General features: G+C 60.9%; 19 protein-coding genes. 4 read left to right on the top strand and 15 right to left on the bottom strand.

The features are described 5' to 3' along the window. Positions 1-125 precede the first annotated feature (125 nt). Positions 126-1,055, top strand: a complete 930-nt coding sequence (gene arcC / locus ACSFE6_RS11900) for a carbamate kinase (RefSeq protein WP_435427784.1) — start codon at positions 126-128, stop codon at positions 1,053-1,055. A 77-nt stretch (positions 1,056-1,132) separates the two neighbouring features. Beyond that, entirely contained in the window at positions 1,133-1,495 is a 363-nt protein-coding gene (locus tag ACSFE6_RS11895) for a DUF5064 family protein (RefSeq protein WP_435427783.1), read from the top strand. A gap of 127 nt (positions 1,496-1,622) precedes the next feature. On the opposite strand, the gene ACSFE6_RS11890 is transcribed toward ACSFE6_RS11895, so the two are convergent. The 7 genes from ACSFE6_RS11890 to ACSFE6_RS11860 all read right to left on the bottom strand — a co-directional run bounded on the left by ACSFE6_RS11890 (position 1,623) and on the right by ACSFE6_RS11860 (position 12,953). Continuing rightward, on the bottom strand, positions 1,623-3,269 hold the full coding sequence (locus ACSFE6_RS11890; protein WP_435427782.1) for a fatty acid--CoA ligase: 1,647 nt from the start codon (positions 3,267-3,269) through the stop codon (positions 1,623-1,625). 78 nt (positions 3,270-3,347) lie between these two features. Further along, positions 3,348-5,126 (bottom strand): acyl-CoA dehydrogenase C-terminal domain-containing protein, encoded by a 1,779-nt coding sequence (locus ACSFE6_RS11885; RefSeq protein WP_435427781.1) that lies wholly within the window; start codon positions 5,124-5,126, stop codon positions 3,348-3,350. Between the two features lie 63 nt (positions 5,127-5,189). After that, positions 5,190-7,673 carry an efflux RND transporter permease subunit gene (locus tag ACSFE6_RS11880; RefSeq protein WP_435427780.1) on the bottom strand — a complete coding sequence of 828 codons (2,484 nt, stop codon included), beginning with the start codon at positions 7,671-7,673 and terminating at the stop codon, positions 5,190-5,192. 31 nt (positions 7,674-7,704) lie between these two features. Then, positions 7,705-8,778, bottom strand: coding sequence for a WD40/YVTN/BNR-like repeat-containing protein (locus tag ACSFE6_RS11875; protein ID WP_435427779.1), 1,074 nt, complete (start codon positions 8,776-8,778; stop codon positions 7,705-7,707). 64 nt (positions 8,779-8,842) lie between these two features. Continuing rightward, complete coding sequence (locus ACSFE6_RS11870; protein ID WP_435427778.1) at positions 8,843-10,201, bottom strand: DUF1329 domain-containing protein; 1,359 nt, start codon at positions 10,199-10,201, stop codon at positions 8,843-8,845. Between the two features lie 39 nt (positions 10,202-10,240). Then, on the bottom strand, positions 10,241-12,256 hold the full coding sequence (locus tag ACSFE6_RS11865) for a DUF1302 domain-containing protein (RefSeq protein ID WP_435427777.1): 2,016 nt from the start codon (positions 12,254-12,256) through the stop codon (positions 10,241-10,243). 130 nt (positions 12,257-12,386) lie between these two features. Next, the gene (locus tag ACSFE6_RS11860; protein ID WP_435427776.1) at positions 12,387-12,953 is read right to left on the bottom strand and encodes an RBBP9/YdeN family alpha/beta hydrolase; all 567 of its coding nucleotides are present in this window, start codon (positions 12,951-12,953) and stop codon (positions 12,387-12,389) included. Between the two features lie 259 nt (positions 12,954-13,212). On the opposite strand from ACSFE6_RS11860, the gene ACSFE6_RS11855 reads away from it, so the two are divergent. Next, complete coding sequence (locus ACSFE6_RS11855; protein ID WP_435427775.1) at positions 13,213-14,241, top strand: AraC family transcriptional regulator; 1,029 nt, start codon at positions 13,213-13,215, stop codon at positions 14,239-14,241. A gap of 1,101 nt (positions 14,242-15,342) precedes the next feature. On the opposite strand, the gene ACSFE6_RS11850 is transcribed toward ACSFE6_RS11855, so the two are convergent. From ACSFE6_RS11850 to ACSFE6_RS11820, 7 genes are all read right to left on the bottom strand, one after another. After that, on the bottom strand, positions 15,343-16,353 hold the full coding sequence (locus tag ACSFE6_RS11850; protein WP_435427774.1) for a YeiH family protein: 1,011 nt from the start codon (positions 16,351-16,353) through the stop codon (positions 15,343-15,345). Next, positions 16,350-16,676 carry a Rieske (2Fe-2S) protein gene (locus tag ACSFE6_RS11845; protein ID WP_435427773.1) on the bottom strand — a complete coding sequence of 109 codons (327 nt, stop codon included), beginning with the start codon at positions 16,674-16,676 and terminating at the stop codon, positions 16,350-16,352. Before ACSFE6_RS11845 ends, ACSFE6_RS11850 begins: the two co-directional genes overlap by 4 nt. After that, complete coding sequence (locus ACSFE6_RS11840) at positions 16,673-17,335, bottom strand: DsbA family oxidoreductase (RefSeq protein WP_435427772.1); 663 nt, start codon at positions 17,333-17,335, stop codon at positions 16,673-16,675. Before ACSFE6_RS11840 ends, ACSFE6_RS11845 begins: the two co-directional genes overlap by 4 nt. Further along, entirely contained in the window at positions 17,332-18,654 is a 1,323-nt protein-coding gene (locus ACSFE6_RS11835) for an MFS transporter (protein ID WP_435427771.1), read from the bottom strand. The genes ACSFE6_RS11840 and ACSFE6_RS11835 overlap by 4 nt, the downstream gene beginning before the upstream one ends. A gap of 91 nt (positions 18,655-18,745) precedes the next feature. Then, positions 18,746-19,798 (bottom strand): 3-keto-5-aminohexanoate cleavage protein, encoded by a 1,053-nt coding sequence (locus ACSFE6_RS11830; protein WP_435427770.1) that lies wholly within the window; start codon positions 19,796-19,798, stop codon positions 18,746-18,748. An 85-nt stretch (positions 19,799-19,883) separates the two neighbouring features. Then, positions 19,884-20,732: a TauD/TfdA dioxygenase family protein gene (locus tag ACSFE6_RS11825; protein ID WP_435427769.1), complete on the bottom strand. Its 849-nt coding sequence runs from the start codon at positions 20,730-20,732 to the stop codon at positions 19,884-19,886. A gap of 14 nt (positions 20,733-20,746) precedes the next feature. Further along, positions 20,747-21,727, bottom strand: coding sequence for a quinone oxidoreductase family protein (locus ACSFE6_RS11820; RefSeq protein WP_435427768.1), 981 nt, complete (start codon positions 21,725-21,727; stop codon positions 20,747-20,749). Between the two features lie 322 nt (positions 21,728-22,049). Between ACSFE6_RS11820 and ACSFE6_RS11815 the strand changes: the two genes are divergently transcribed. Beyond that, positions 22,050-22,697, top strand: coding sequence for an MliC family protein (locus ACSFE6_RS11815; RefSeq protein WP_435427767.1), 648 nt, complete (start codon positions 22,050-22,052; stop codon positions 22,695-22,697). A 39-nt stretch (positions 22,698-22,736) separates the two neighbouring features. Here the strand turns inward: ACSFE6_RS11815 and ACSFE6_RS11810 are convergent, their stop codons facing one another. Further along, positions 22,737-23,201: a MaoC family dehydratase gene (locus ACSFE6_RS11810; protein ID WP_435427766.1), complete on the bottom strand. Its 465-nt coding sequence runs from the start codon at positions 23,199-23,201 to the stop codon at positions 22,737-22,739. Between the last annotated feature and the right edge of the window lie 42 nt (positions 23,202-23,243).

The raw sequence follows: 23,243 nt of genomic DNA, 5'->3' as shown, positions 1-23,243 counted from the left end.
AGCGTCAGATGTGTATAAGATACAAATTCAACATCGATGCTGACTGGTACACCGCATTCGCGAGCAGGCTCGCTCCCACAAAGGACCGGGAAGCCCGTAACCTCTCTGCATGGAAGGACTGCATTATGCGTATCGTCGTTGCTCTGGGCGGTAACGCCCTGCTCCGCCGGGGTGAACCCATGACGGCGGACAACCAGCGCGCCAACATCCGGATCGCCACCGAACAGATTGCCAAGATCCATCCCGGCAACCAACTGGTGATCGCCCACGGGAATGGTCCGCAAGTCGGACTGCTGTCGCTGCAAGCGGCCGCTTACACCTCCGTGACCCCTTACCCGCTGGACGTGCTCGGCGCTGAAACCGAAGGCATGATCGGCTACATCATCGAACAGGAACTGGGTAATCTGCTGGACTTCGAAGTGCCCTTCGCCACCCTGCTCACCCAGGTCGAAGTCGATGCCAACGACCCGGCGTTCAAGAACCCCACCAAACCCATCGGCCCGGTGTACTCCAAGGCTGACGCAGAAAAACTTGCCGCTGAAAAAGGCTGGGCGATTGCTCCGGATGGCGATAAATACCGCCGCGTGGTGGCCAGCCCCAAACCCAAGCGCATTTTCGAGATCCGCCCGATCAAGTGGCTGCTGGAAAAAAGCAGCATCGTGATCTGCGCCGGCGGTGGCGGCATTCCGACCATGTACACCTCGCCCGGCAAACTGGAAGGCGTGGAAGCGGTGATCGACAAGGACCTGTGCTCGGCCTTGCTGGCCGAACAGCTGGAAAGTGATCTGCTGGTGATCGCCACTGACGTCAACGCCGCTTTTATCGACTACGGCAAGCCAACCCAAAAGGCCATTGCCCAGGCCCATCCCGACGAAATGGAGAAGCTCGGCTTCGCCGCCGGTTCCATGGGACCCAAGGTCCAGGCCGCTTGCGAGTTTGCCCGCAACACTGGGAAGGTCGCGGTGATCGGCTCACTCTCGGACATCGAAGCGATTGTCCAGGGCAAGGCCGGCACCCGCATCACGACGGAGAAACCTGGCATCAGCTACGTTTAAAGAGCTTCACATAAATAGAAAATCCGGGGCAGACCCAGGGTCTGCCCTGCTCCAATGCCTTCGAAGGAGAAGTAACAATGGCTACGTTCACGCCCGGTCATCTGCACATTGAGCGCCACGCGCTGAACGATAAAGATGTCAGCTACAACATCAAAATCGATTATGAGGTGGCACAGGATCCCAAGGAAGGCAAAGGCATGCAGTTCAGAATGCATGGCACGATCCAGGGCAAGACGGTCGATGACCCGTTCTTCCTGCCCAAGGATCAGGCCTACAACTTCGCCAGCAATGTGACGAAAATCGCGGAGAAATATGGCATTCCCAAGGCACTGAGCAGCATCGGCTCGATTCACAAGCACTACGACGCGATGTTCGAGGATGTGCGGGAACAACTGAACATGAAATCCGGCGACCCGGTCAAACCCGAACACCTGGATTAACCCACCACCCCCTGTAGGAGCGAGCTTGCTCGCGATGGTCGTCAACGAAAACGCGTACTTGCTGACAGGACGCGCCGTTCTTGAGTCCATCGCGAGCAAGCTCGCTCCTACAGGGGATCATCGTTGCTTACAGACTCATTTCCTGTTCACGAATCAACTTCTTGTTGATTTTCCCGACACTGGTTTTAGGAATGTCGGCAACGACCCGAACCTGCCTCGGGATCGCCCACTTGTTGATCCGGCCACTCTCAACATACTGAAGCATGTGGTCCTCCAGCATGGACGCGTTGAGGTTCTGTCCAGGCGCGCAGACGACCAGTGCCACCGGCCGCTCACCCCACTGCGCATCCGGAATGCCCACGACAGCCACCGACGTGACGGCCGGATGCTCACTGATCAGGCTTTCCAGTTCCAGCGAGCTGATCCACTCCCCGCCTGTTTTGATCACGTCCTTGATCCGGTCCTTGATTTCCACGACGCCCCGAGGATCGATCGAGGCAATGTCACCGGTGTGCATCCAGCCGTTTTCCCACAGCTCGGCGCCTTTTTCCGGCGACTTCAAATAGCCCTGGGTCAGCCATGGCGCCCGGACCACAATTTCGCCCTGTGCTTCGCCATCCTGAACCACTTCGTTGCCGTTGGCATCGATGATCCTCAAATCGACCATCGGCACTGCCACGCCGGTCTTGATGCGCGCCGCCACTTGCTCCTGCGCGGGTTGTTCGAGCTCGACGTCACTGAGGTGCGTCAGGCACAGCAACGGACAGGTCTCGGACATCCCATACCCGGCGTGGACGCGCATGCCCCGAGCCGTCGCCTGAGCGGCCAGCCCCTGGGTCAACGCGCTGCCGCCCAGAAGCATTTTCCAACCGCTGAAGTCAGTCCGGGAGGCTTCGTCGCAGCCCAGGATCATTTGCAGAATGGTCGGCACGCAATGGGAAAAGCTCACCTTCTCTTCGCGGTACAACTTGACCAGGCTGTTGGGTTCATAACGGCCGGGGTACACCTGCTTGATCCCCATCAGGGTCGCGACGTACGGCACGCCCCAGGCATGGACGTGAAACATCGGGGTGATGGGCATGTACACATCGTCGGAACGCAGCAGCGGTCGACTTTGATACACACCGAGGCTGCCCACGGCATTGAGCGTGTGCAGCACCAACTGGCGATGGGTGAAGTAAACGCCCTTGGGGTCGCCGGTGGTGCCCGTGGTGTAGAACAAGGTCGCGACGGACTGTTCGTCGAAATCCGGGAAGTCGAAATGCGGCTCGGCGCTGACCAGCAGGCTTTCGTATTCACCCAGGACCGGCAGCGCGGTCGAAGACGCTTCACCGTCAGTGAGCTGGATGTAGCCTTTGACGGTGGTCAGCTGATCATGGATCTGCTCGACCAGAGGCAGGAAATCGTCATGCACCAGCACCAGATCGTCTTCGGCGTGGTTCATGGTGTACAGCACCTGCTCCGCCGACAGGCGAATGTTCACCGTGTGCAAGACCGCGCCCAGCATCGGCACGGCAAAAAAACATTCCAGATAACGATGGCTGTCCCAATCCAGCAACGCCACGGTGTCCCCCGCCTTGACCCCGGCGCGCGTCAGCGCGTCGGCCAGGCGTTGAATGCGCTCATTGAGTGTCCGGTAGTTGTAGCGCAGCTTGTCCGCGTAGACGATTTCCTGATCGGGCGAATAACGTCCGCCCGAGAGCAACAGGCTCTTGATCAACAAGGGATAGGTGTAGGCACCTGGCGCGGGCGCGATTATTTTTGTGTTCACCACAGTAAAGTCTTCCTGATGCTGTTAGTTGCTCCTGTGGGAGCGAGCCTGCTCGCGCCCACAGGAGTTCGAATCACCTGGTCAGAACTGCTCGGCATCCAGCAGGAACAGCGATTCGCTGCCAGCCTTCACCGAAGCGCTCAACGAGTGAATCCGCGGTAACAGGCGGGCGAAATAGAAGCGCGCCGTGCCCAGTTTGCTCGCGTAGAAATCGTCCTGCGCTTCCTTGCCCAACGCGGCCTTGGCCATCAGTGCCCACATGTAGGCGTAGGCGGTGTAGCCGAATGCCTGCAAGTACTCCACCGACGCCGCGCCGATCTCTTGCGAATTGGCCTGGCAACGATCCAGTACCCACGCGGTCAGCTCGTCGAGGTTATCCAGCGCCGCTTCGAGCGGTTTGATGAATTCCTCGAGCCCGGTGTCCGCCGTGGCAGCGAAATGACGAATCTCCTCGGCAAACAGCTTATAGGCCGCCCCGCCATTACCGACGATCTTGCGCCCCACCAGGTCCAGCGCTTGAATCCCGTTGGTGCCTTCGTAGATCTGGGTAATGCGCACATCTCGCACCAGTTGCTCCTGGCCCCACTCGCGGATGTAGCCGTGGCCGCCAAACACCTGCTGGCCGTGCACCGTGGTTTCCAGACCCAGGTCGGTGAGGAACGCCTTGGCCACCGGGGTCAGCATCGCTACCAGATCTTCTGCACGCTTACGCGTGGCAGCGTCTTCGCTGAACTTGGCGGTGTCCAGTTGCATGGCCACGTAAGTCGAGAATGCACGGCCGCCTTCGTTCGCGGCTTTCATGGTCAGCAACATGCGACGCACGTCCGGGTGGACGATGATCGGGTCGGCCACCTTGTCCTTGTTCTGCGCGCCAGTCGGCGAGCGGCTTTGCAGACGGTCACGGGCATACTCAACGGCGCTCTGGTAGGAGCGTTCGCCCTGCGCCAGGCCCTGGATGCCGACGCCCAGACGCTCGTAGTTCATCATGGTGAACATCGCCGCCAGGCCCTTGTTCGGCTCGCCGACCAGATAGCCCACGGCTTCGTCGAAGTTCATCACGCAAGTCGCCGAGGCCTTGATGCCCATCTTGTGCTCGATCGAACCGCAGTTGGCCGGGTTGCGCGCGCCCAGGCTGCCGTCGGCATTGACCAGGAACTTCGGCACCAGGAACAGCGAAATGCCTTTCGGGCCCGCCGGGGCGTCCGGCAGTTTGGCCAGCACCAGGTGAATGATGTTTTCGGTCAGGTCGTGCTCGCCAGCGGTGATGAAGATCTTGGTGCCGCTGACCTTGTAGGTACCGTCGGCCTGAGGCTCGGCCTTGGTGCGGATGATGCCCAGGTCGGTGCCGGCGTGCGGCTCGGTCAGGCACATCGAACCGGTCCAGGTGCCGGCGTACATGTTCGGCAGGTAAGCCGCTTTCAGTTCTTCGCTGGCGTGGGCATTGAGCGCAAGGCAAGCGCCAGCGGTCAGCATCGGGTACAGGCCGAACGACAGATTGGCGCCGTTGACCATTTCCTCGACCTGGGCGCCAATGACCTTGGGCATGCCCATGCCGCCGTACGCCGGATCACCGCCCACGCCGGCCCAGCCACCCTCGGCAAAGGCACGGTAGGCATCGACAAAGCCCGCGGGCGTCGTGACTTCACCATCGCGCCACGAACAGCCTTGCTCGTCGCCACTGCGATTGAGCGGTGCAATGAGCTCAGCGGTAATCTTGCCCGCTTCCTCGAGAATGGCATGGGCGGTGTCTTGATCCACCACCTCGGCCAGGGCCGGCATGGCGGCCCATAGCGTGGAAACATTGAACACTTCGTCGAGCACGAACCGAATGTCGCGCAGGGGCGCTTTGTAATCAGACATGTTTGAAAGACTCACGCAATGTCAGGGCCCTTGTACGGGCCCTGGTCAATGGAAGTGCCACCCTTATGAGTGGACACCAACACGCTCCACCATAGGTTCGGTGGACTTTGCTGCCACGGGGGTGATGTTTCGCAGCAGGAAAAACGACAACGCCGGGATCAGGATCAAGGCACCGAGCATGTTCCACAGGAACATGAAGGTCAGCAGGATGCCCATGTCGGCTTGGAACTTGATCGGCGACCACGCCCAGCACACCACGCCGGCTGCCAGGGTGATGCCCACCAGTCCGACCACCCGGCCGGTGAACGACACCGCATTGCGGTAGGCCTGCGCCAATGGCATGCCCTGGCGCTGGTACTGCAACTGCACGCTGAGCAAGTACAACGCGTAATCCACACCGATCCCGACCCCCAGGGCGATCACCGGCAGCGTGGCCACTTTCACGCCAATCCCCATGACCACCATCAGCGCTTCACAGAGGATCGAGGTCAGGACCAGCGGCAGCAGCGCTACCACCGTGGCACGCCAGCTACGGAAAGTGATCAAGCAGAACAGCGTCACCGCCGCGTATACATAAAGCAGCATGGTGTGGTTGGCTTCGCGCACTACGATGTTGGTCGCCGCCTCGATCCCGGCGGTACCTGCGGCCAGCAGGAACTGCCGATCCGCGGTGCTGTTTTCCTTAGCGAATTTATCGGCAACGGCGACGACGGCGTCGAGCGTTTCAGCCTTGTGATCCTTAAGGAAGGCAATCACCGGCATCAGCGAGCAATCGGTATTGAACAGCTCCGGCGCGTTGACCGAGGCCTGTTGCGCGGCATAGTTCAGCACGTTCTGGTTGCGCTGGATGCTGTTGAGCTTGGGGTTGCCCTCGAAGGTACCGGCGGTGATCTGGCGCACGGCGTTAACCAGCGACGACGTGGCTTGCACGCCCGGTTGCTGTTGCAGCTCCCAGGCCAGACGATCGGCCAGGACCAGCGTCTGATAATTCAGGCAACCTTCGGGCGCGGTCTTGATCATCACCGCGAACAGGTCGCTGGACAGCGCATAGTGGCTGGTGATGTAGGCGTTATCCCGGTTGTAGCGCGAGTCGGCACGCAGCTCCGGCGCACCACTGTCCAGGTCGCCGATCTTCAGTTGCAGGCTGACCATGAAACCGCCAATGCCCAGCAGCAGGGCGAACAGCACCGTGCCGGTGGCCCACTTGGGCGTGGTGAAGCGGTCGAGCATGTCCCACAGTTTGCCAAAGCCGCGATGCTGCGCGGCGCGGGTGTCGATCTTCAGCGCGCGCTCGGCGGCCTTGCGCCCGACACCGATGTACGACAGCGCCACGGGCATCAGCAACAAGGAGGTAAAGATCAGCACGGCGACACCGATGCTGGCGGTGATGGCCAGGTCCTGGATCACCGGAATGTCGATCAGCATCAGTACCGCGAAACCGACGGCATCGGCGAGCAGCGCGGTGACACCGGCGATGAACAGGCGGCGGAAGGTGTAGCGTGCCGCGATCAGCTTGTGGGTGCCACGGGCGATGTCCTGCATGATGCCGTTCATCTTCTGCGCCGCGTGGGAGACACCGATGGCGAAAATCAGGAACGGCACCAGCACCGAATACGGATCGATGGCATAACCCAGCCAGGCGACGATGCCCAACTGCCAGATCACCGCGATCAACGAGCAACCGACCACCAACAGGGTGCTGCGCACGCAACGGGTGTAGGCGTAGATGATGATCAGCGAGGTGATGATCGCCAGGCCGAAGAACATCATCACTTGAATCAAGCCATCGATCAGGTCGCCCATCAGCTTGGCGAAGCCGATCACCCGGATCTTGTAGTGGCCCTTGCCCTCCTCCCCGGCTTTATGGTCGGCGCCGGCGAACTCGATCTTGTCGCGCAGACGCTCCTCGAGTATCCGTGAAAACTTGTGATAGTCGATACCGTGGCCGGTGGCCGAAGCCTTGTCCAGCAGCGGCACGATCAGCATGGTGGATTTGAAGTCGCTGGCCACCAGGCTGCCGACGATGCCGGCGCGGTTGATGTTCTGCCGCAACTGCTCGATGTCTTGCGGCGTGCCCTTGTAGGCATCGGGCATGACCGGGCCGCCCTGGAAGCCTTCTTCGGTGGCTTCGGTCCAGCGCACCGCCGGGCTCCACAGCGACTTCATCCAGGCGCGGTCGACACCCTCGGCAAGAAACAGCTCATCGTTGACCTGCTTGAGTACGTTCAGGTACTCGGGGTCGAAAATGTCACCCTGGGTGTTTTCCACCACGACCCGTACCGAACTCCCCAAGCCACGCAGCGATTGGCGGTTCTCGAGGAAATTCTGAATGTACGGCTGACTCTGCGGGATCATCTTCTCGAAACTGGGGCGCAACTCCAGGCGGGTTGCCATCATGTAGCCCAGTACCAAAGTGATCGCCGCCATCAGCAGCATGAACAGTGGACGATGGTTGAACACCCAGCGTTCCAGGCGATTGCCGGAACGGTGATCGAAGTCGCGCAAGTCGCCAATCACCGGCATGGTGTCTTGCTGAATATTGCCCATAGGAGGGTACCCGCTCTGATTTTATCGGTTCTTATTCTTTGGAAAGCGTCCGTGCACCACGACTGCCCACCACGATCAGCGAGCCATTGGCGGCCTGCACGGCACCGGCTACCGGTGACTGGTTTTGCTGGGCGATCAGTTGCAGGCGAGTCTCGGAAGACTGGCTGAGCAATTCATGCCCGGCCTGGGTGAACAGCCGGAAGCGGCCGTCATCGCCCAGCGCGGCGGCGGTAATACTCACTTGCAGGCCCGACTGGAGCGACGTCCAGTTGGCACCGCCATCGGTGCTGCGCAACACATGCCCGCGAAGCCCGTAAACCAGTACTTCGCCTGGCTTGCCGATCAAACCGAAAAAGCTGCCCTGATAGGGTGTCTGCAAGGCATTGAAACGCTGACTGGCTTCATCCCATTTCAGCAGCAGGCCCTGTTCGCCGGCGATGTACAGCCCATCACCCGTGGAGGCAATGGCATTGAGGTGAAAGCTCTGGGGGTTTTCGGTACGGTCCTGGAACGGTGTCCAGTGCTTGCCACCGTCTTCGGTACGCAGAATCAGGTTGAACACGCCCACCACATAACCGACGTTGTCGTCGGCGAACCAGACGTCCAGCAGCGGCTTATCGGCGCCCTCTTCGGCCAGGCGCTGACCTTCGGCGACCAGCAGCGGCCATTGCTCGTTGGCCGGTTCAGCCTGGGCCAATGCGCTGTAATGCTTGACCAGCAAGTCACCGATCTGGCGACCATCGAGTTGTTTGTTCCAGGTCTCGCCGCCATCGCTGCTGTGCAACACCACACCATCGCCACCGACCGCCCAGCCCTTCATTGGCGAAGGAAAATACACGGCATTGAGGTCGGCACTGACCGGTACGGCGGCCTGGCGCCATTGCTGGCCGGCGTCATCGGAAAACAGAATGTGGCCTCGCTGGCCCACGGCAACCAGTCGGTCGCCGGCACGGGTCGTGTCCAGCAAGGGGCTGCGCACGGCCAGGGCGCTGACCCTGGCGGGCAGATCAAGCACGTCGACGTAGGTGGCAGCCTGAGCGAATCCTTGCGGCAGAGCCAGCGCGGCGCCTATCAGCAGCGGCACGCACTTCTTGAACGAATACATACGGCGTCCTCATGAGAAAACTGCGCCGGGTGCCCGCAGGCGACCCGGCGTTGAAACCCGACGCTTAGCGAATGCCGGCGCCCGCCAGGGACTCCGGCGACCACTGCGCCTTGGACAGCGAGTCGATGTAGCGGATGCCGCCGTAAGGGCCGACCACACCGTTGATGTTGTAGGTGCCGCCGACCAGGTCATAGATCATGAACGGCGTGGAGTCCGGCACTTGCTTGTCGTAGCTCTGGCTCAGGAAGGCGAAGGAACCACGGTAGAGCTGACCGCGTGCGTCGTACTGGTCGGATGCCAGAGCGGCCCAGCTGTCTTCATCCAGGTAGAAGCGACGCTTCTGGTAGATGTGACGGGCGCCGGCCTTGAGGTTGCCCTCCACCACCCACACGCGGTGTTTCTCCCAGCGCACGAAATCCGGCGCGATGTGGTTGGCGGTGGTCAGGCTTTTCGGGTCCTGGGCGTAGGTCAGCTTGTAGGTGTTGTACGGCACGATCATTTCCTGCTTGCCGACCAGCTTCCAGTCGTAGCGATCCAGTGCACCGTTGAACACGAACACATCGTCGTAGGTGCCTGCACCGGCAGTACCTGGGTTAGGCGTGTCGTAGGCCAGGTTCGGAGCCAGTTTGACCCGGCGCTGACCCGGCAGGTATTGCCAGGCACGGCGCGGTTGTTCCAGCGGGTTGGCGGCGTCCTTGAGCATGATCGACTCACCGGCGCGGCGCGCAGGACCGGTGTAATACAGCTTCATCTGGTAGTACACGTCAGAGCTGCTGATCGGCTGCGACATGTTTTCGTAGATCGGGTAGGTAATGAACGCCTGGCCAGTGATGGCAAGGCTCGGCACGCCGGCCGAGTCGACGTTCCACGAATCGTACTTGGAGTTGATGTTGACGCCCTGGTAACGCAGCAGGAAGTTCCACATCGCTTCGCTGCCCGACTGCGGGATCGGGAACGGCACGCCAGGCAGGACGTTGTCGATGGCCAGGCCGCCTTCCAGGGACTTGGCGCCGGTGGCGTTTTTCACGCTGTTGTCCAGCACGTTCTGCGGCAATGCCACGGTGCGGTGAGTCGGGTAGACATCAACACGGAAAGTCGGGAAACGCTTGGCCAGCTCAACGGTGGTGGCCGTGAGCATGCCCTTGTACTTGTCGACGTTCTTGCCATCGATCACCAGCAGCGGTTTTTCGTTGGCGAACGGGTCCGGACGCATGCTGTCGCCGGACTTGAAGCCCGCTGGAGCGGTGGTCAAACCACCTGCATAGGCTGGAATGGAGCCGTCGGCGCTGGCGGCTTTTTCCGCGCCGATCAGGGTCAGGCTGCTGCCGAGCTTGCCGGCTTCTTGAGTCGATACGGCGGCCTGCACTTGAGCGGCAACGGCCATGGCCAGCGAAGCGGCCAACAGGGTTTTGACGAATTTCATGGTTACTAACTCCTGCTTATTGACTAAGCATTGGGTGAATCAAAAAGTGGTTTTCAGCGTCAGGTACAGCGCGCCACGGTCTTCTGTGGTCGCACCGCCGCCCGAGAAGGCTGAATAGCCACCGGCGTAGCACGCATAGTTTTCGTTACCGCTAAAGGCGTTCGGCGTGGAGCCGTCGCCACTTCCGGCGTTGGCAGCACCGGTGCTGTTGCCGCTGACGTTGCACTTGTCAGCCTTGCCGAAGGAGTCCACGTACTTGAGGTCGACGAAGTACTTGTTGTAAACGATGGCACCGACGCCGACGGCGTAGTTGCCGGTGTCCTTGGCACCACCACCCGATACCGGCGAGACACCGTCGAGACCGACGTTGACCGACATTGGCAGGTTCATGTCCACGCCCGGGAACACCTGGTACCAGGTCGGCGTGAAGTTGACCGCGACGCCCCAGTTGTCACGGGTCGGCGCATCGATGCCGCGGTAGCTGTCCTTGCCCTTGTAGAGCGCTTCGTTCTTGCTATCGAGCTTGAGCAGGTTGCTGTAGTACAGCTCGGTCAGCAGCACGGCCGAATCGAACACCGGGGTCTTGGGCAAGGTCATCAGGCCGTTGATTGTCCAGTGCAAGGTGTCGCCAGTGGCGCTCATGCTGTCGCCATCGTGCGGGGTGTCGTAGACCACGCCGGTGGCGGCCGTGCGTGGAGGCAACAGGCCAAGGCCTTGACCGAGCCCGAGAGGGCTGGTGGTGCTGACGATGGCCGGGATACTGGCCAACGGCATGTTGTGACGAATGTTCAGGTCGCTGCCGACGCTGACGCCGCCGATGTCCTTGGACAGGCTCAGGCCGAAAATGTCGATTTTGTCGGAGTAAGCCAGTTGATAGGTGGCGGTGTTCAGCGAGTTCAAGGTGTTGACCACGGCCGGCACCTGGCCTGCTGGGCGCGTGCCGTTAGGGTTGGCCGAGGTCAGGCCACGGGCGTCAAGCCAAGCCTGAGGCAGGATGTCCGAAGTCTGGCGGTAGTAGAGACCCAGGGTGCCATCCAGCCAGGCTGGCGACCACTTGGCCATGACGCCCCAATCGCCGTGATGGTCCGGTTCCAGGTCATTGCCGCGACGCACGTTGGTCAGTGCGTTGCAGGGTGCCAGGCCACAGCCGAGCGGACTGCCCGGGGTGATGGAGTTGGTGTTGCCCAGCAGGAACGACTGTGCGCCGAAGCCCACCAGGTCCGAACCGCCGTAGTAAGTGCCCGCCTCGGGCAGACGTGCCGCATCCCAATCCAGGAAGTACTGGGCGCCGATGGTCCACTCAGGGTTGAGGGTGAACGACATCGACACCTGGTTGCGCGGCACGAACAGTTCCTTGGCCTCGGTACCCGGCGATGCAGCCAGCTTGGCCAGGTCCAGGCCGGACTGGCCGTAGCTCATCGAGTGCACCGGGTTGAGGATGGTTTCACCCCAGAACACGTTGTGCTGGCCGGCCTTGATACTGAACATCGACTCTTCGCCCACTTCGGTGCTGTAGAACACGAAGGCATCGAGGATCTCGCCGGACGGACCGGTGTAATAGCGCTGGGCATAGTTGCTCAGGTTGGGGCTGCCGAAACCGACGTTGTCGTTGGTCACGCCCGCCAGGCGCGGGTCGTTGGCGACCAGGCCGGAGGTACCTTTATTGCCGTTGACGAACGGGTTGGAGTTGGACCCGGTGTTTTCATAGGCCTTGTCGTACCAGCTCGCGGCACTGACGCGGAAACCCATGTTTTGCTGGTAGACCACATCCATCTCGGTCAACAGGTCGACACGGTTGGTGATGTTGGTCCCGGACTTGCGGAAGTTGTAGTCGCCGTCGTTGTTATTCGGCGTGCCCAGCATCCGCTTGTCGGCGCTTTCGGTGCGTACACCGTAGTTGTACTTCACGGTGTTATCGAACCGTACGCTCCAGTCGGGGTTGCCGGTGTCGATCTCCATGGCGTACGCGGTCGGCATGGATGCCGCCACGATGGCCAGGGCCAACAGACTGCGACGCGAAGGAAGTGTGTAGCCGTGGATCTTGTTGTTATACATAGCGTTGGCTCCGCTTTTTTGTATTTGTTTTAAGCGCAGGGTTCCCCGCGTAGGCGCCTGATCAAAGCGCGCCAACGCATTGGGAGGTGAATATAGTTGTCGGGTGCCGGACCGTCGGGCCGACGCCTTTCTAGCGATCCAGGTCCAGAATGAATTCTTCTGCCTGAGGCCACGGACCGAAGCCCGACGCCGGATTGAGGTGGCCGACGGCGCCGAGGTTGACCAGCTCCGCCTCCCAGTCCCGGGCCATGCGAGTGACCGCGGCGAAGCTGGCGAGGTGATCGTCGGTACTGGCAGCGACAATGCTGCGAAAGGGTAGCGCCCCTTGGGGCATGGGGGTCCAGCCGTGGTCGCGAAGGGTTTGCGGGCTTGGGTAACCTTGGGGCCATTGAGCGGCGAGGTCTGGCGGCGCGGCCAACAGCGCACCCTTGATCGGGCGGCTGTAGCGAGCGGCCCAGTGGGCCACCATCAGTACACCGGCACTGTGGGCGACGAGGATCACCGGGCCGTCGATTTGCTCAAGCTCATGCTGGATTGCCCGGACGCGGGCAGCGCAGTCGAGTTTGTCAGTCTCAAGAGGTGGAACGCTACGTACGTTACTCAAACGGGCTTCTAGCAACGTTTGCCAATGCTCGGCAACGTGCTCGCGCAGGCCTGGTACGATCAGAACGGTTGCGGTGGTATGCAATTTGTCCACTTGAACACCTTCGGCTTCTCGGTGACTTGCTTGACTCAGTGGTCAGGCGTTTTTTGTAGTGCCGACATTAAAGAGCCGGGAGATGCCGCGCTTTTCATTTGACGACAGTGCCTTTTCTTTTGATGACAGCTTTACTAGAGCTGCCAGGTGGTCGCTACTAAGCTGTTAACGTGGCTTTGAAACCCTGTTCAATTGCTGGCGTGCTGGCTATATTCCGCCACGCTCGTTTCCATTGGATCCACTGCAGGAACGCCTCTGCATGACAAAGCTCGTTCGCGCCGCCGTCCTGACCAACTACCTGGAAGTTGCTCATTATCTGGGGTTCAATCCGCACGATTTGCTGGCCAGCGTCGGCCTGAGCAAGACCCGATTGCAAACCCCCGAACATCGAATTCCGATCGATTCGGCCGTGCGCCTGCTGGAGGACTCGTCCATTGCCAGCGGCTGCCAAAGCTTTGGCCTGAGCATGGCCGAGTCGCGTCAACTCTCGGATTTTGGTGTCGTCAGCCTGTTGTTGACTCATCAACGAACGCTGCGCGATGCCTTGCAGGTGCTGGTGCATTACCGGCACCTGATGAATGAATCGCTGGCGATCTTCATCGAAGAAGCCGGCAAGATGGTGATTATTCGCGAGGAAGTGGTCACCGACTCCCCCATGCCCTGCCGACAGGCCAATGAACTGGCCATCGGCGTGATGTTCCGACTGTGCTCCGCCCTCCTCGGTGCTCACTGGCAACCCTACAGCGTCAACTTCACCCACCAGCCGCCCGACAACCTGCAATTGCATCGTCGCCTGTTCGGCTGCAACCTGGAGTTCGGCAGCGAGTTCAACGGCATTGTCTGCCCCGATGCCAGCCTGGACATGACCAACCCCCACGCCGACCCGGCGATGGCCCGCCACGCCCAGCGCTACCTCGACTCGCTGCAAAGCCACGAAGGGCCCTCGATACTGTTCGAAGTGCGCAAGGCCATCTACCTGCTGCTGCCGATGGGGCGCGCCACCATCGAACAAATCGCCCAGACCCAGGGCATGAACGTGCGGACCCTTCAGCGACGCCTGAAGGACGACGGCTGCGCCTTCAACGACCTGATCAATGATGTGCGCCGCGACCTGGTGGTGCGGTATCTGGAGAATCCGAATTATTCGTTGGGGCGCATCGCCGACATGCTGGGATATTCAATGGCCAGTTCCTTCACCCGCTGGTTCATTTCGCAGTTCGGCATGCCGCCGGCGACCTGGCGCAGTACTCAAAAGCCCGGCACGGTTCGAGAGCGACCTGAACACTGAAGATCAAATTGTGGGAGCGAGCCTGCTCGCGAAGGCGGAGGGTCAGGCGATGTGGTTTTTGTGGGAGCGGGCTTGCTCGCGAAAGCGGTGTGTTAGGCGATTTGGTTTTTGAGGGTGTACATATCCGTTTCTGCGGTAACGGCGGCTTATGGTTTCGCCCTTACGGCGAGTCCCTTTTTCAAACGCCAAAAAGGAACCAAAAGGCTTTGCCCCAGCGTACGGCACCTCGCTGAAGCTCGGTGTTCCCTCGCTACGGTGTCCATCAGGGGGCATCGCCTACGGTTTGCTTCGCTGCACCTCCTCTCGATGTGTGCGGCTTCGCCGCACGGCGCTACGCGCCTAACCCCCTGATGAACACCTACGCTCGGCCTGCCGAAGGGGCAAAAGATCAAAAGCCAAAGCCAAAGCCAAAGCAGATCGGGGATACCTGTAGGAGCGAGCCTGCTCGCGATGAATGACAGGACACAGTTGGGTGTCAGGCTGCCACCGTTATCGTTGACGACCATCGCGAGCAAGCTCGCTCCCACAGAAAAGCAAAAGCTGGTGGGTGTACACCTGCTTTTCACCACTCATCAGGCCGAGCGTTAGCTCGCCTTCAGCTTTTGATCTTGATCCACCCGCCCCTTCGGCAGGCTGAGCGGAGGCGTTCATCCGGGGATAGGCGCGCAGCGCCGTTCGACGCAGTCGAACACATTGCATGTAGGTGCAGCGAAGCCAACCGGAGGGCAATGCCCCCGGATGAATGCTGGAGCGAAGGAACCCCGAGCCTCAGCGAGGGGCCGGACGCTGGGGCAAGACCTTTGGTTCCTTTGGGCTGGGCCGGCACTCCGGCGTTTGCCAAAGGGACTCGCCGTAAGGGCGAAACCATAAGCCGCCGTTACCGAAGAAATGGATATGTACACGGTCAGCAAAAGCCAGGTCGGCTACCAGGCCGCCTTCGCGAGCAGGCTCGCTCCCACAGGGGATGACGAGGAATAAAAAAAACGGCGACTGCTGGTACAGTCGCCGCAAAATAACCGGCGCTGTGGCACCGGTTGACAGCTGCACCACGCCTAGGAGAAGACGCAATGCAGCCCTGCCATATCAAGGGTGTGTGCTGACTTACATCCCCCAGCGCAACAACAGCAGCACCAACACCACCAGAAACACCGTCTCCCCCACCATCAACAGGATCGGCTTGATCCCCACCGCCGCCAGTTCCTTGAGCTGGGTTTTCATGCCCAAGGCACTGATGGACACCACCAGGCACCAGCGCGACAGTTCATTGACCGAACCCTGCACCACCGGGGCTATCCAGCCGGTGCTGTTGATACAAGCCAGAATCAGAAAGCCGACGGCGAACCAAGGCAACAGCGGCGGTCGTTTGCCCGTCGAGTCTGCACCTTGCATGCGGGTAATCATGGCGGCGCAAACGATCACCGGCAGCAGCATGGCCACCCGCATCAGCTTGATCACCGTGGCCGTGTCGCCCGTTTCCGTGGACATGCTGTAACCGGCGCCGACCACCTGCGCGACATCGTGGATGGTGGCGCCCAGGAAAACCCCGGCCACTTGGGGCGACAACGACAGCCAGTTGGCAATCATCGGGTACACGATCATCGCCAGGGTCGACAGCGCCGAGACGCCGATCACGGTGAACAAAGTGGCGCGTTCTTTTTGCGGATGGTTGGGCAACGCCGCTGCCAGCGCCAGCGCAGCCGAGGCACCACAAATCGCCGTGGCGCCACCGGTGAGCATGCCGAACAGACGCTGGAAGCCCAGCGCCTTGGCCGCGATCACCGAGACACTGATCGTCACCACCACCAGAATCACCACCAACGCGAAAGGTTTCCAGCCCAACGCGGCAATCTGCTCAAGGGTGATGCGCATGCCCAGCAGCGCTACACCGATACGCAATACGGTGCGCGCGGTGAATTCGATCCCCGCCTTGCAACTGCCCTCCCCGGCAAGAAAGTTCAGCGCCATGCCTAGCAGCAGCGCGAACAGCATGACCGGCGCACCGTAGTGCTCCGACAGAAAGGACGCCGCCGCCGCGACGATCAGGCTGACGATAAACCCCGGCGCCAATTCGCGCGTGCGGCTGTGGATGCGGGTCAGAGCGATGGCGCTCATGGCGCGGTCTCCTCGGTGACGATGACAATGAATGCCTGATCGCCAATGACCTCGACCGGGTAGTTGGCGACCTTGAGTTTGTTGGAATTGAGCAAATAACCGCTGGCCAGGTCGAACCGCAGTCCATGGGCACAGCACTGAATCACCCGTCCGTCGAGGCGACCGCCACACAACGAGGCACCCTGGTGCGGGCAGCTGTCGTCGATGGCGTACAGTTCACCGTCGACGTTGAACAGCGCGATGCTCTTGTCATCGAATTCGAAGAGCGCACGGCCCCCGGCCTGCGGGAGTTTTCCGGCAGGCACACGTACACGGGTGCTCATGAGGGTTGTCGCTCGCCATTGCGTTCAAGCAAGGCTTCTTGCATGACGCCAAACAGGTCTTCGGCGGGATGTGCTCCCACCACGGTCACTCGGCGGTCGAACTGAAAACACGGTACGCCACCGGTCGCGCCGGGGTCACCGACAAAAGGCTCGCCGTTGCCGAGCAGGCAATCGTCAACGAAACCTGCCTCGAAACCGCAGGATTGCGCGATGGACAACAAGGTCTCGCGGCAACCCAGATCATCACCAAGATGGAAGTACGCAGCGAACAGGCGTTCGATCAAGGCGTCACGCTGCTGGCTATTGCCCAGTACATTGACCCGCTCCAGCAGTCGATGGGCATCAGCGGTGTTGGGCATGGTGGCAATGCGGCTGAAATCGATGGTTTCGCCGACCGCCAGCGCGGCCTGTTGCACCTGGGCCTGGCGCATCCGCACGGCGTCGGCACTGCCCAGACGCTTGCGATAGAACTCGGCGAAGGGCTGGCCCTGCACCGGCAGATCGGGCAGCAACTGCACCCCGTGCCACACCGTGGTGAACTCCACCTCCGGGTACTTGCCGAGCAACAACGCCTGAGCGCGTTCCAGCTGGCGCTTGCCGATCAGGCACCAGGGGCAGATGAAATCCAGAAACACATCAATACGCAGACGACCACTCACAACTTCACCTCTAACCCTGCTTCGCTAACGGACTCAGGCACGTTCTGCCCCTTAAGCCGGGCAATATCTTTGTGGTAATGACACTTGGCATAAAAGAACACGGCCGCAGCGCCGAGGCTGACCAGCGGCACCAGTTGAAACGCGGCATGCAGGCCGATCAGGTCGGACACCTTGCCGGTGAGGAACGGCCCCGGGGCCAGTCCCAGCATGTTGTTGGCCAGGGTCAGGGTCGCAAAGGCCGTACCGTGCACCGAGTAATGGGTCAGGTTGGCAACCATGGCCCCCGCCGGTCCCGTGGTGCCGGCGGCAATCAACATGCCCAGGCAGATCAACGCCAATTGCAACGGTCCCGCCTGCAAAGCGAACGCCGCCGACAGCAGCAGGCAACTGCCCAAGCAATACGCGATGGCCAGGGCCACCTTGCGCTCCGGAATGTTGCGGCACAGGCGATCACTGAGCATGCCGCACAGGATCATGCCCGCGCCGCTGCACAGCACGATGATCGCCGCGATGCCCCCGGCCTTGTCCGTGCCCATTTCGTAGTAGCGATTCAGATAGCTCGGCATCCACACAATCACCGTGCCACCGACAAACAGTTGCAAGCCGCTGCCAATGTAAGTCGCGATCACCGACGGACTGGAAATCAGCGTCCGAAGCGGCTGTTTAACCTTGGCCTGGCCAAGGGCATTGGTCACGCGTTTCGGCGCGATGCGCGCCTCCTTGACGATAATCGGATACAGCACCGCCAACAGCAGGCCGAACAGCGCCATGCCGGCGAACGACCAGCGCCAGCCGAGCTTGGCGGCGATGGCACCGCCCAGGGCCATGCCCAGCACCGAGCCGAACATGCCACCGGCCATGAAGGCACTGGCCAGCGTTGCCCGCATATGCTTGGGAAACACCGAAATCACCACGGCGATCCCGACACTGCCGTACGCCGCTTCACCCACGCCGACCATGAACCGGGCAATGAACATCTGCTGGTAATCCTGCGCCAGCGCACAGCCCAGGGTGGCCAGGCTCCACAGCATCGCCATCAGCGCCAGGCTTTTGACCCGGCCGAAACGGTCTGCCATCAACGACAGGGGGAACGTCAGCAGGCCGACCATCAAGGCGACGATCCCGCTGAGCAAACCGAGCTGGCCGTCGCTCAGCGCCCATTCGCCCTTGAGCAATGGGAACACCGCGTTGAGTACCTGACGCGACATGTAATCGGAAATCAGCAGGCCGAACGTCAGGGCGAACACGATCCAGGCATAGCGGCGCGCCACGTTGACCGTACCTTCGTCATCGTCGGCGGCAATTGGGTGAAAGGCCATGCAGCCTCCTCGAAACTTTGTTTTTGTTGTTATCGAGCGTTATGTCATGCAACGGGGCGAGAGATCATTGATCTCCCGCCCTCGCTACCGGTCATCCGCGTTGCGGAACGCCTTTCTGCCCCGGCTTGCGGTTAGGCGCCATGCCGTTGGCCAGTAGGGTTTCTTCGATGCTGTTGTACTTCACACCGATGCGATAGATCTCACGGGCTTCTTTGCCGGTGGCGATTTCGCGACCCAGTTCGTGGGCGATGCGCACGGTTTGCTTGATCTGAGCGACCGAGCCGAAACGATCACCCTTGTGATCAATGATAGTGTCTTCGTTGCCCACACGTGGGTGCAGACCCATGGCCATGGACATGGTGTTGAACGGCATGACGTTCTTGAGCAGCGACTCGGAAGTCAGCGTGCAACCGTCCGGCGCGCGGTGGATGAAGTTGAAGAAGTTGAACGGGTTCGGACCGTCGAAACCGCCGCCGATGCCGATCCAGGTCAGGTTCAGCGGGCCCATGTACACGCCCTTGCGCACCAGACGCTCCAGAGACTCCATGGCGTGCATGCCGGTCAGCTGGAAATGCGGCTGGATGTCGTTATCCATCAGGCGCTTGAGGTGCTCGGCGACCCAGGCTGGTCCTGCCGGAACGGTCATTTCGCTGTAGGCGGCCTGATAAGCCGGGTTGGCCAGGGAAGTGCCTTCCAGGTATTCCGGATACAGCAGCTCCATGATGTTCATCTGGGTGGTGTTGATCGCCACGGTAACCTGATCCGGTTTCGGCGTCAGTTCGGCCAGCATGTGACGAGTGTCGTCGGACAGCCACTTGGCCGCTTCGCCGTCGCTTTCCGGGGCGAAGGAAATCGAACCGCCGACCTGAATGATCATGTCCGGCACCGCTTCACGCACACCGGCGATCAGCTCGTTGAACTTGGACAGGCGCTTGGAACCCTTGCCGTCCAGTTCACGCACGTGCAGGTGCAAAACAGTGGCGCCGGCTTCATAGCATTCGACCGCTTTCTGGACTTGCTCGTCCATGGTCAGCGGAATGTCTTCCGGGAAGTCTTCCGGCATCCACTCAGGACCATAAGGGGCTACGGTGATGACCACCTTATCCATGTTTTCCGGGTGCAGGGAATCGTCGAAGAATTGCATGATTTACTCCAGTTCTTATGATTGTGCGCCCAGCCGGGTCTGTTCCCGGCGGGGGGCTTTACGAGTGCGAATGCAGAGGGGTCGATCAGTAAGTCTTGTCGCCGATGATCCCGGCGCGCTCCATCTTGCGGTGGCACGCGGGGTAATCCATGACGGCGTAATGCTGGGTACTGCGGTTATCCCAGATCGCGATGCTGTTGGGCTTCCAGCGCCAGCGCACCTGATACTCAGGGATGTACGCCTGGCTGATCAGGTAGCGCAGCAACTCGCTGGCACCGGGGTTGGCGTCCTGGCCGAAGCGCACCCGCTCCGGGGTGTGGTAGTTGCTGAAGTGGGTGGTGAAGGCATTGACGAACAGCACCTTCTCGCCGGTTTCCGGGTGAGTACGCACCACCGGGTGCTCGGCATCCGGGTACATTGCCTTGAGCGCCAGGCGCTTTTCGATCGGCATGGCCGCACCGAAGCTCGCTTCGATGCTGTGTCGGGCGCGCAGGTCGGCGATCTTCAGCTTCACGTCATCGGGCAGGTTTGCGTAGGCTTCAACCATGTTCGCCCACATGGTGTCGCCACCGACCGGTGGGCACTCCACGCAGCGCAGCACACAACCCATTGGTGGTGCTTCGCGCCAGGTCGCGTCGGTGTGCCAGGCGTTTTCGTAGCGGTCCATCGGCTGGTCCGGACGCTTGTAGATTTGCACCAGCCCCGGGTGATCCGGGTCGCTGCCGGCCACCGGATGGTCCTCAAGCTCGCCAAAGCGGCGGGCGAACGCTACGTGGTCGGCGCGACTGATGTCCTGGTCGCGCAGGAACAGCACGCGATGGGTCAGCAGCTGGGCACGGATCTCGGCAAAAAGGCCGTCGTCATGAATGGCATCGGCCAGGTTCACGCCGATCAGTTCCGCGCCGATGTGGCAGGTCAATTGTTCGACTTTCACGGCTGGCTGCTCCCTTAAATGACGAAAATCGACGAGCCGGTGGTCTTGCGCGATTCAAGGTCACGATGGGCCTGAACGGCATCCTGCAACGCGTAGTGCTGATTGATCTCGATCTTGATCCGACCGCTGCCGACGTGGTCGAACAGCTCGCCGGCCAGTGCGGCTTTTTCCGCAGGATCGGCGATGTAGTCGGCCAGTGCCGGACGGGTCAGGAACAGCGAGCCTTTCATGGCCAGCATCACCGGATCGAAAGCCGGGATCGGGCCGGATGCGGTGCCCACGCAGACCATCAGGCCACGGCGCTTGAGCGAATCCAGGGAACCCATGAAGGTGTTTTTGCCGACGCTGTCGAAGACCACGTTGACGCCAACGCCATCGGTCAGCTCACGCACGCGGGAGGCCACGTCTTCATGGCTGTAATTGATCACATGGTCGCAGCCGTGTGCCTTGGCGATTTCGCCCTTGGCCTCGGTGGACACGGTGCCGATGACATTCAGCCCCAGCAATTTGGCCCATTGCGAAACGATCAGGCCGACACCACCGGCGGCGGCATGCAGCAGGATGCTGTCACCGGCCTTGAAGTCGTAAATGCGGCGCATCAGGTACGATGCCGTCAGTCCGCGCATGGTCATGGCGGCGGCCGTTTCGAAACCGATGGTTTCCGGCAGCTTGATCAGCGGCGCGGCCGGGATCAGACGTTCGGTGCTGTAGGCCCCCAGGGTGTTGAGAAAGCCGGTGTAGGTGACGCGATCACCCACTTGCACGTTGGTGACACCTTCGCCAACGGCCTGGACCACACCGGCGGCTTCAACGCCCATGCCATTGGCCAGCGGAATCGGGTAGGTACCATTACGGAAGTAAGTGTCGGCATAGTTCAGGCCGACCGCCACGTGGCGTAGGCGAACCTGACCTGGTCCGGGTTCCCCCACTTCGACGTCTTCATAGCGAAGCACATCGGGACCACCGGTTTCGTAGAAGCGGACGGCTTTGGCCATGTTTTTTTATTCTCCAGTCTCAATTATTGGCGGGCAGCATCGAATTGCGCTGATTGGACTGTAGGACGCACGCCTGAAGGTCGCTTCTCATCAGACGACAATGACTTTTCATTTCATGACACTTGCCGGCACCGGACCGCAGCAGAACCCACCCTCCCGCATCCGCAACCCCCGGTCCTTGGCCTTCGCCGCACACCCCAGCCGTCAGCCGATGTGGCAACTTTCGGGCGCTGGCTTACACTGCTTACACCCTATGCGAACGAATGTCTGTTCGACACCACGTCAATCCGGGCATCACGTAATGAACTGGGTGAAGCCAACAATGAAAACGGTCACGGCCTTTTTCACCGACATACTGGTTGCCAGCCTGTGCGTGGCAACGAGTGCCTATGCCAATGCGGCGTCGTACAAGACCAGCTTCGACTGCACCTCGGCGACGGCCACCATCGAAAAATTGATCTGCCGCGATGCGCAACTGGCGCAGATGGATCGCGAGCTGCTGCGTCTTTATCGCCTGGCGCTCACGGATGAACACTCGGTCCCGCTTCCGGACAAAGTCATGACCGACCAGAAGTTCTGGCTCGACGCGCGCAACCAATGCGCCTCCGATAAGGAGCCCAGGGCGTGCACGATCCGCAGCTATGCCGAGCGCGCCTACCAGTTGCGCAAGGGCTCGGCTATTGTCAGGACCCGGGATCCCGACAGGCTCACCGAAGGTCCCCTGAACTTTCGTTGTTCCGGATTGAATGCACCGCTGGCCGCCACGTTCTTTACTACGCAGCCGGGTGTGGTGTACCTGAAGTGGGCAAACGCTTCGGTCACCTTGACCCAGGTCTCGAGCGATACGGGCGGCCAATACACGGGCAAGGATTACCAGGGCAACTACAGCTTCTGGCAAAGCGGCAGCGATGTCCTGTTCCAGAAGCCGGGATCGGGCGCCATGAGTTGCAAGGCCGAGCCGGACGGTTGATGCTCCTCGCGCCCTGCTCCACTGCTGTCGAAAGACCGCTCAATCCGGTGGCGGCGTCCTGAACACCAGCAGCTTGCCCGTGGCGCGCTGCACCACGTTGTCTTTCTGATTGCGGGTTTCCATCAGCACGGTCACCACACCCCGATCCGGCTTGGTGGCGGATGGGTCGATGGCTTGCACCGTCGTCGTCAGCCGCAATTCATCCTCGGGATAGGTCGGTGTCGGCCAGCTCAGTTCGATGCCCAGGCCAATGATTCCATCGGCCAGCGGCACGCTGTCCACCAGCAGTTTCATGGTCAGGGCGGCAGTGTTCCAGCCACTGGCCGCCAGCCCGCCAAACAGGCTCAGGCTGGCGGCTTCGGGATCGAGATGGAAGGGTTGCGGATCGAACTGCTGAGCGAACGCCAGCATCGCATGTCGGTCGACACGCAGGGTGTCGCTTTCAAAGACCTGCCCCGCGTGCAGGTCATCAAGGTAGAGTTTTTCCCACGAATGAACGGTCATGATTCAACCCTCTCAGGCCTCGCCAATCCGTCGCTTCATGAT

This window comes from Pseudomonas baetica (assembly GCF_051216495.1).
In the GTDB taxonomy this organism is placed as follows: domain Bacteria; phylum Pseudomonadota; class Gammaproteobacteria; order Pseudomonadales; family Pseudomonadaceae; genus Aquipseudomonas; species Aquipseudomonas baetica_B.
Note: the sequence above shows the minus strand (reverse complement) of the source record. Positions and strands in the feature narration are given on the sequence as shown.

Excerpts from the sequence above, each read along its gene's own strand:
- ACSFE6_RS11855 (WP_435427775.1), top strand. The coding sequence starts at position 13,213 with ATGACAAAGCTCGTTCGCGCCGCCGTCCTGACCAACTACCTGGAAGTT.
- ACSFE6_RS11875 (WP_435427779.1), bottom strand. The coding sequence starts at position 8,778 with ATGTATTCGTTCAAGAAGTGCGTGCCGCTGCTGATAGGCGCCGCGCTG.
- ACSFE6_RS11820 (WP_435427768.1), bottom strand. The coding sequence starts at position 21,727 with ATGGCCAAAGCCGTCCGCTTCTACGAAACCGGTGGTCCCGATGTGCTT.
- ACSFE6_RS11835 (WP_435427771.1), bottom strand. The coding sequence starts at position 18,654 with ATGGCCTTTCACCCAATTGCCGCCGACGATGACGAAGGTACGGTCAAC.
- ACSFE6_RS11850 (WP_435427774.1), bottom strand. The coding sequence starts at position 16,353 with ATGAGCGCCATCGCTCTGACCCGCATCCACAGCCGCACGCGCGAATTG.
- ACSFE6_RS11870 (WP_435427778.1), bottom strand. The coding sequence starts at position 10,201 with ATGAAATTCGTCAAAACCCTGTTGGCCGCTTCGCTGGCCATGGCCGTT.
- ACSFE6_RS11830 (WP_435427770.1), bottom strand. The coding sequence starts at position 19,798 with ATGCAATTCTTCGACGATTCCCTGCACCCGGAAAACATGGATAAGGTG.
- ACSFE6_RS11885 (WP_435427781.1), bottom strand. The coding sequence starts at position 5,126 with ATGTCTGATTACAAAGCGCCCCTGCGCGACATTCGGTTCGTGCTCGAC.
- ACSFE6_RS11865 (WP_435427777.1), bottom strand. The coding sequence starts at position 12,256 with ATGTATAACAACAAGATCCACGGCTACACACTTCCTTCGCGTCGCAGT.
- ACSFE6_RS11895 (WP_435427783.1), top strand. The coding sequence starts at position 1,133 with ATGGCTACGTTCACGCCCGGTCATCTGCACATTGAGCGCCACGCGCTG.
- ACSFE6_RS11845 (WP_435427773.1), bottom strand. The coding sequence starts at position 16,676 with ATGAGCACCCGTGTACGTGTGCCTGCCGGAAAACTCCCGCAGGCCGGG.
- ACSFE6_RS11880 (WP_435427780.1), bottom strand. The coding sequence starts at position 7,673 with ATGGGCAATATTCAGCAAGACACCATGCCGGTGATTGGCGACTTGCGC.
- ACSFE6_RS11810 (WP_435427766.1), bottom strand. The coding sequence starts at position 23,201 with ATGACCGTTCATTCGTGGGAAAAACTCTACCTTGATGACCTGCACGCG.
- arcC (WP_435427784.1), top strand. The coding sequence starts at position 126 with ATGCGTATCGTCGTTGCTCTGGGCGGTAACGCCCTGCTCCGCCGGGGT.
- ACSFE6_RS11815 (WP_435427767.1), top strand. The coding sequence starts at position 22,050 with ATGAAAACGGTCACGGCCTTTTTCACCGACATACTGGTTGCCAGCCTG.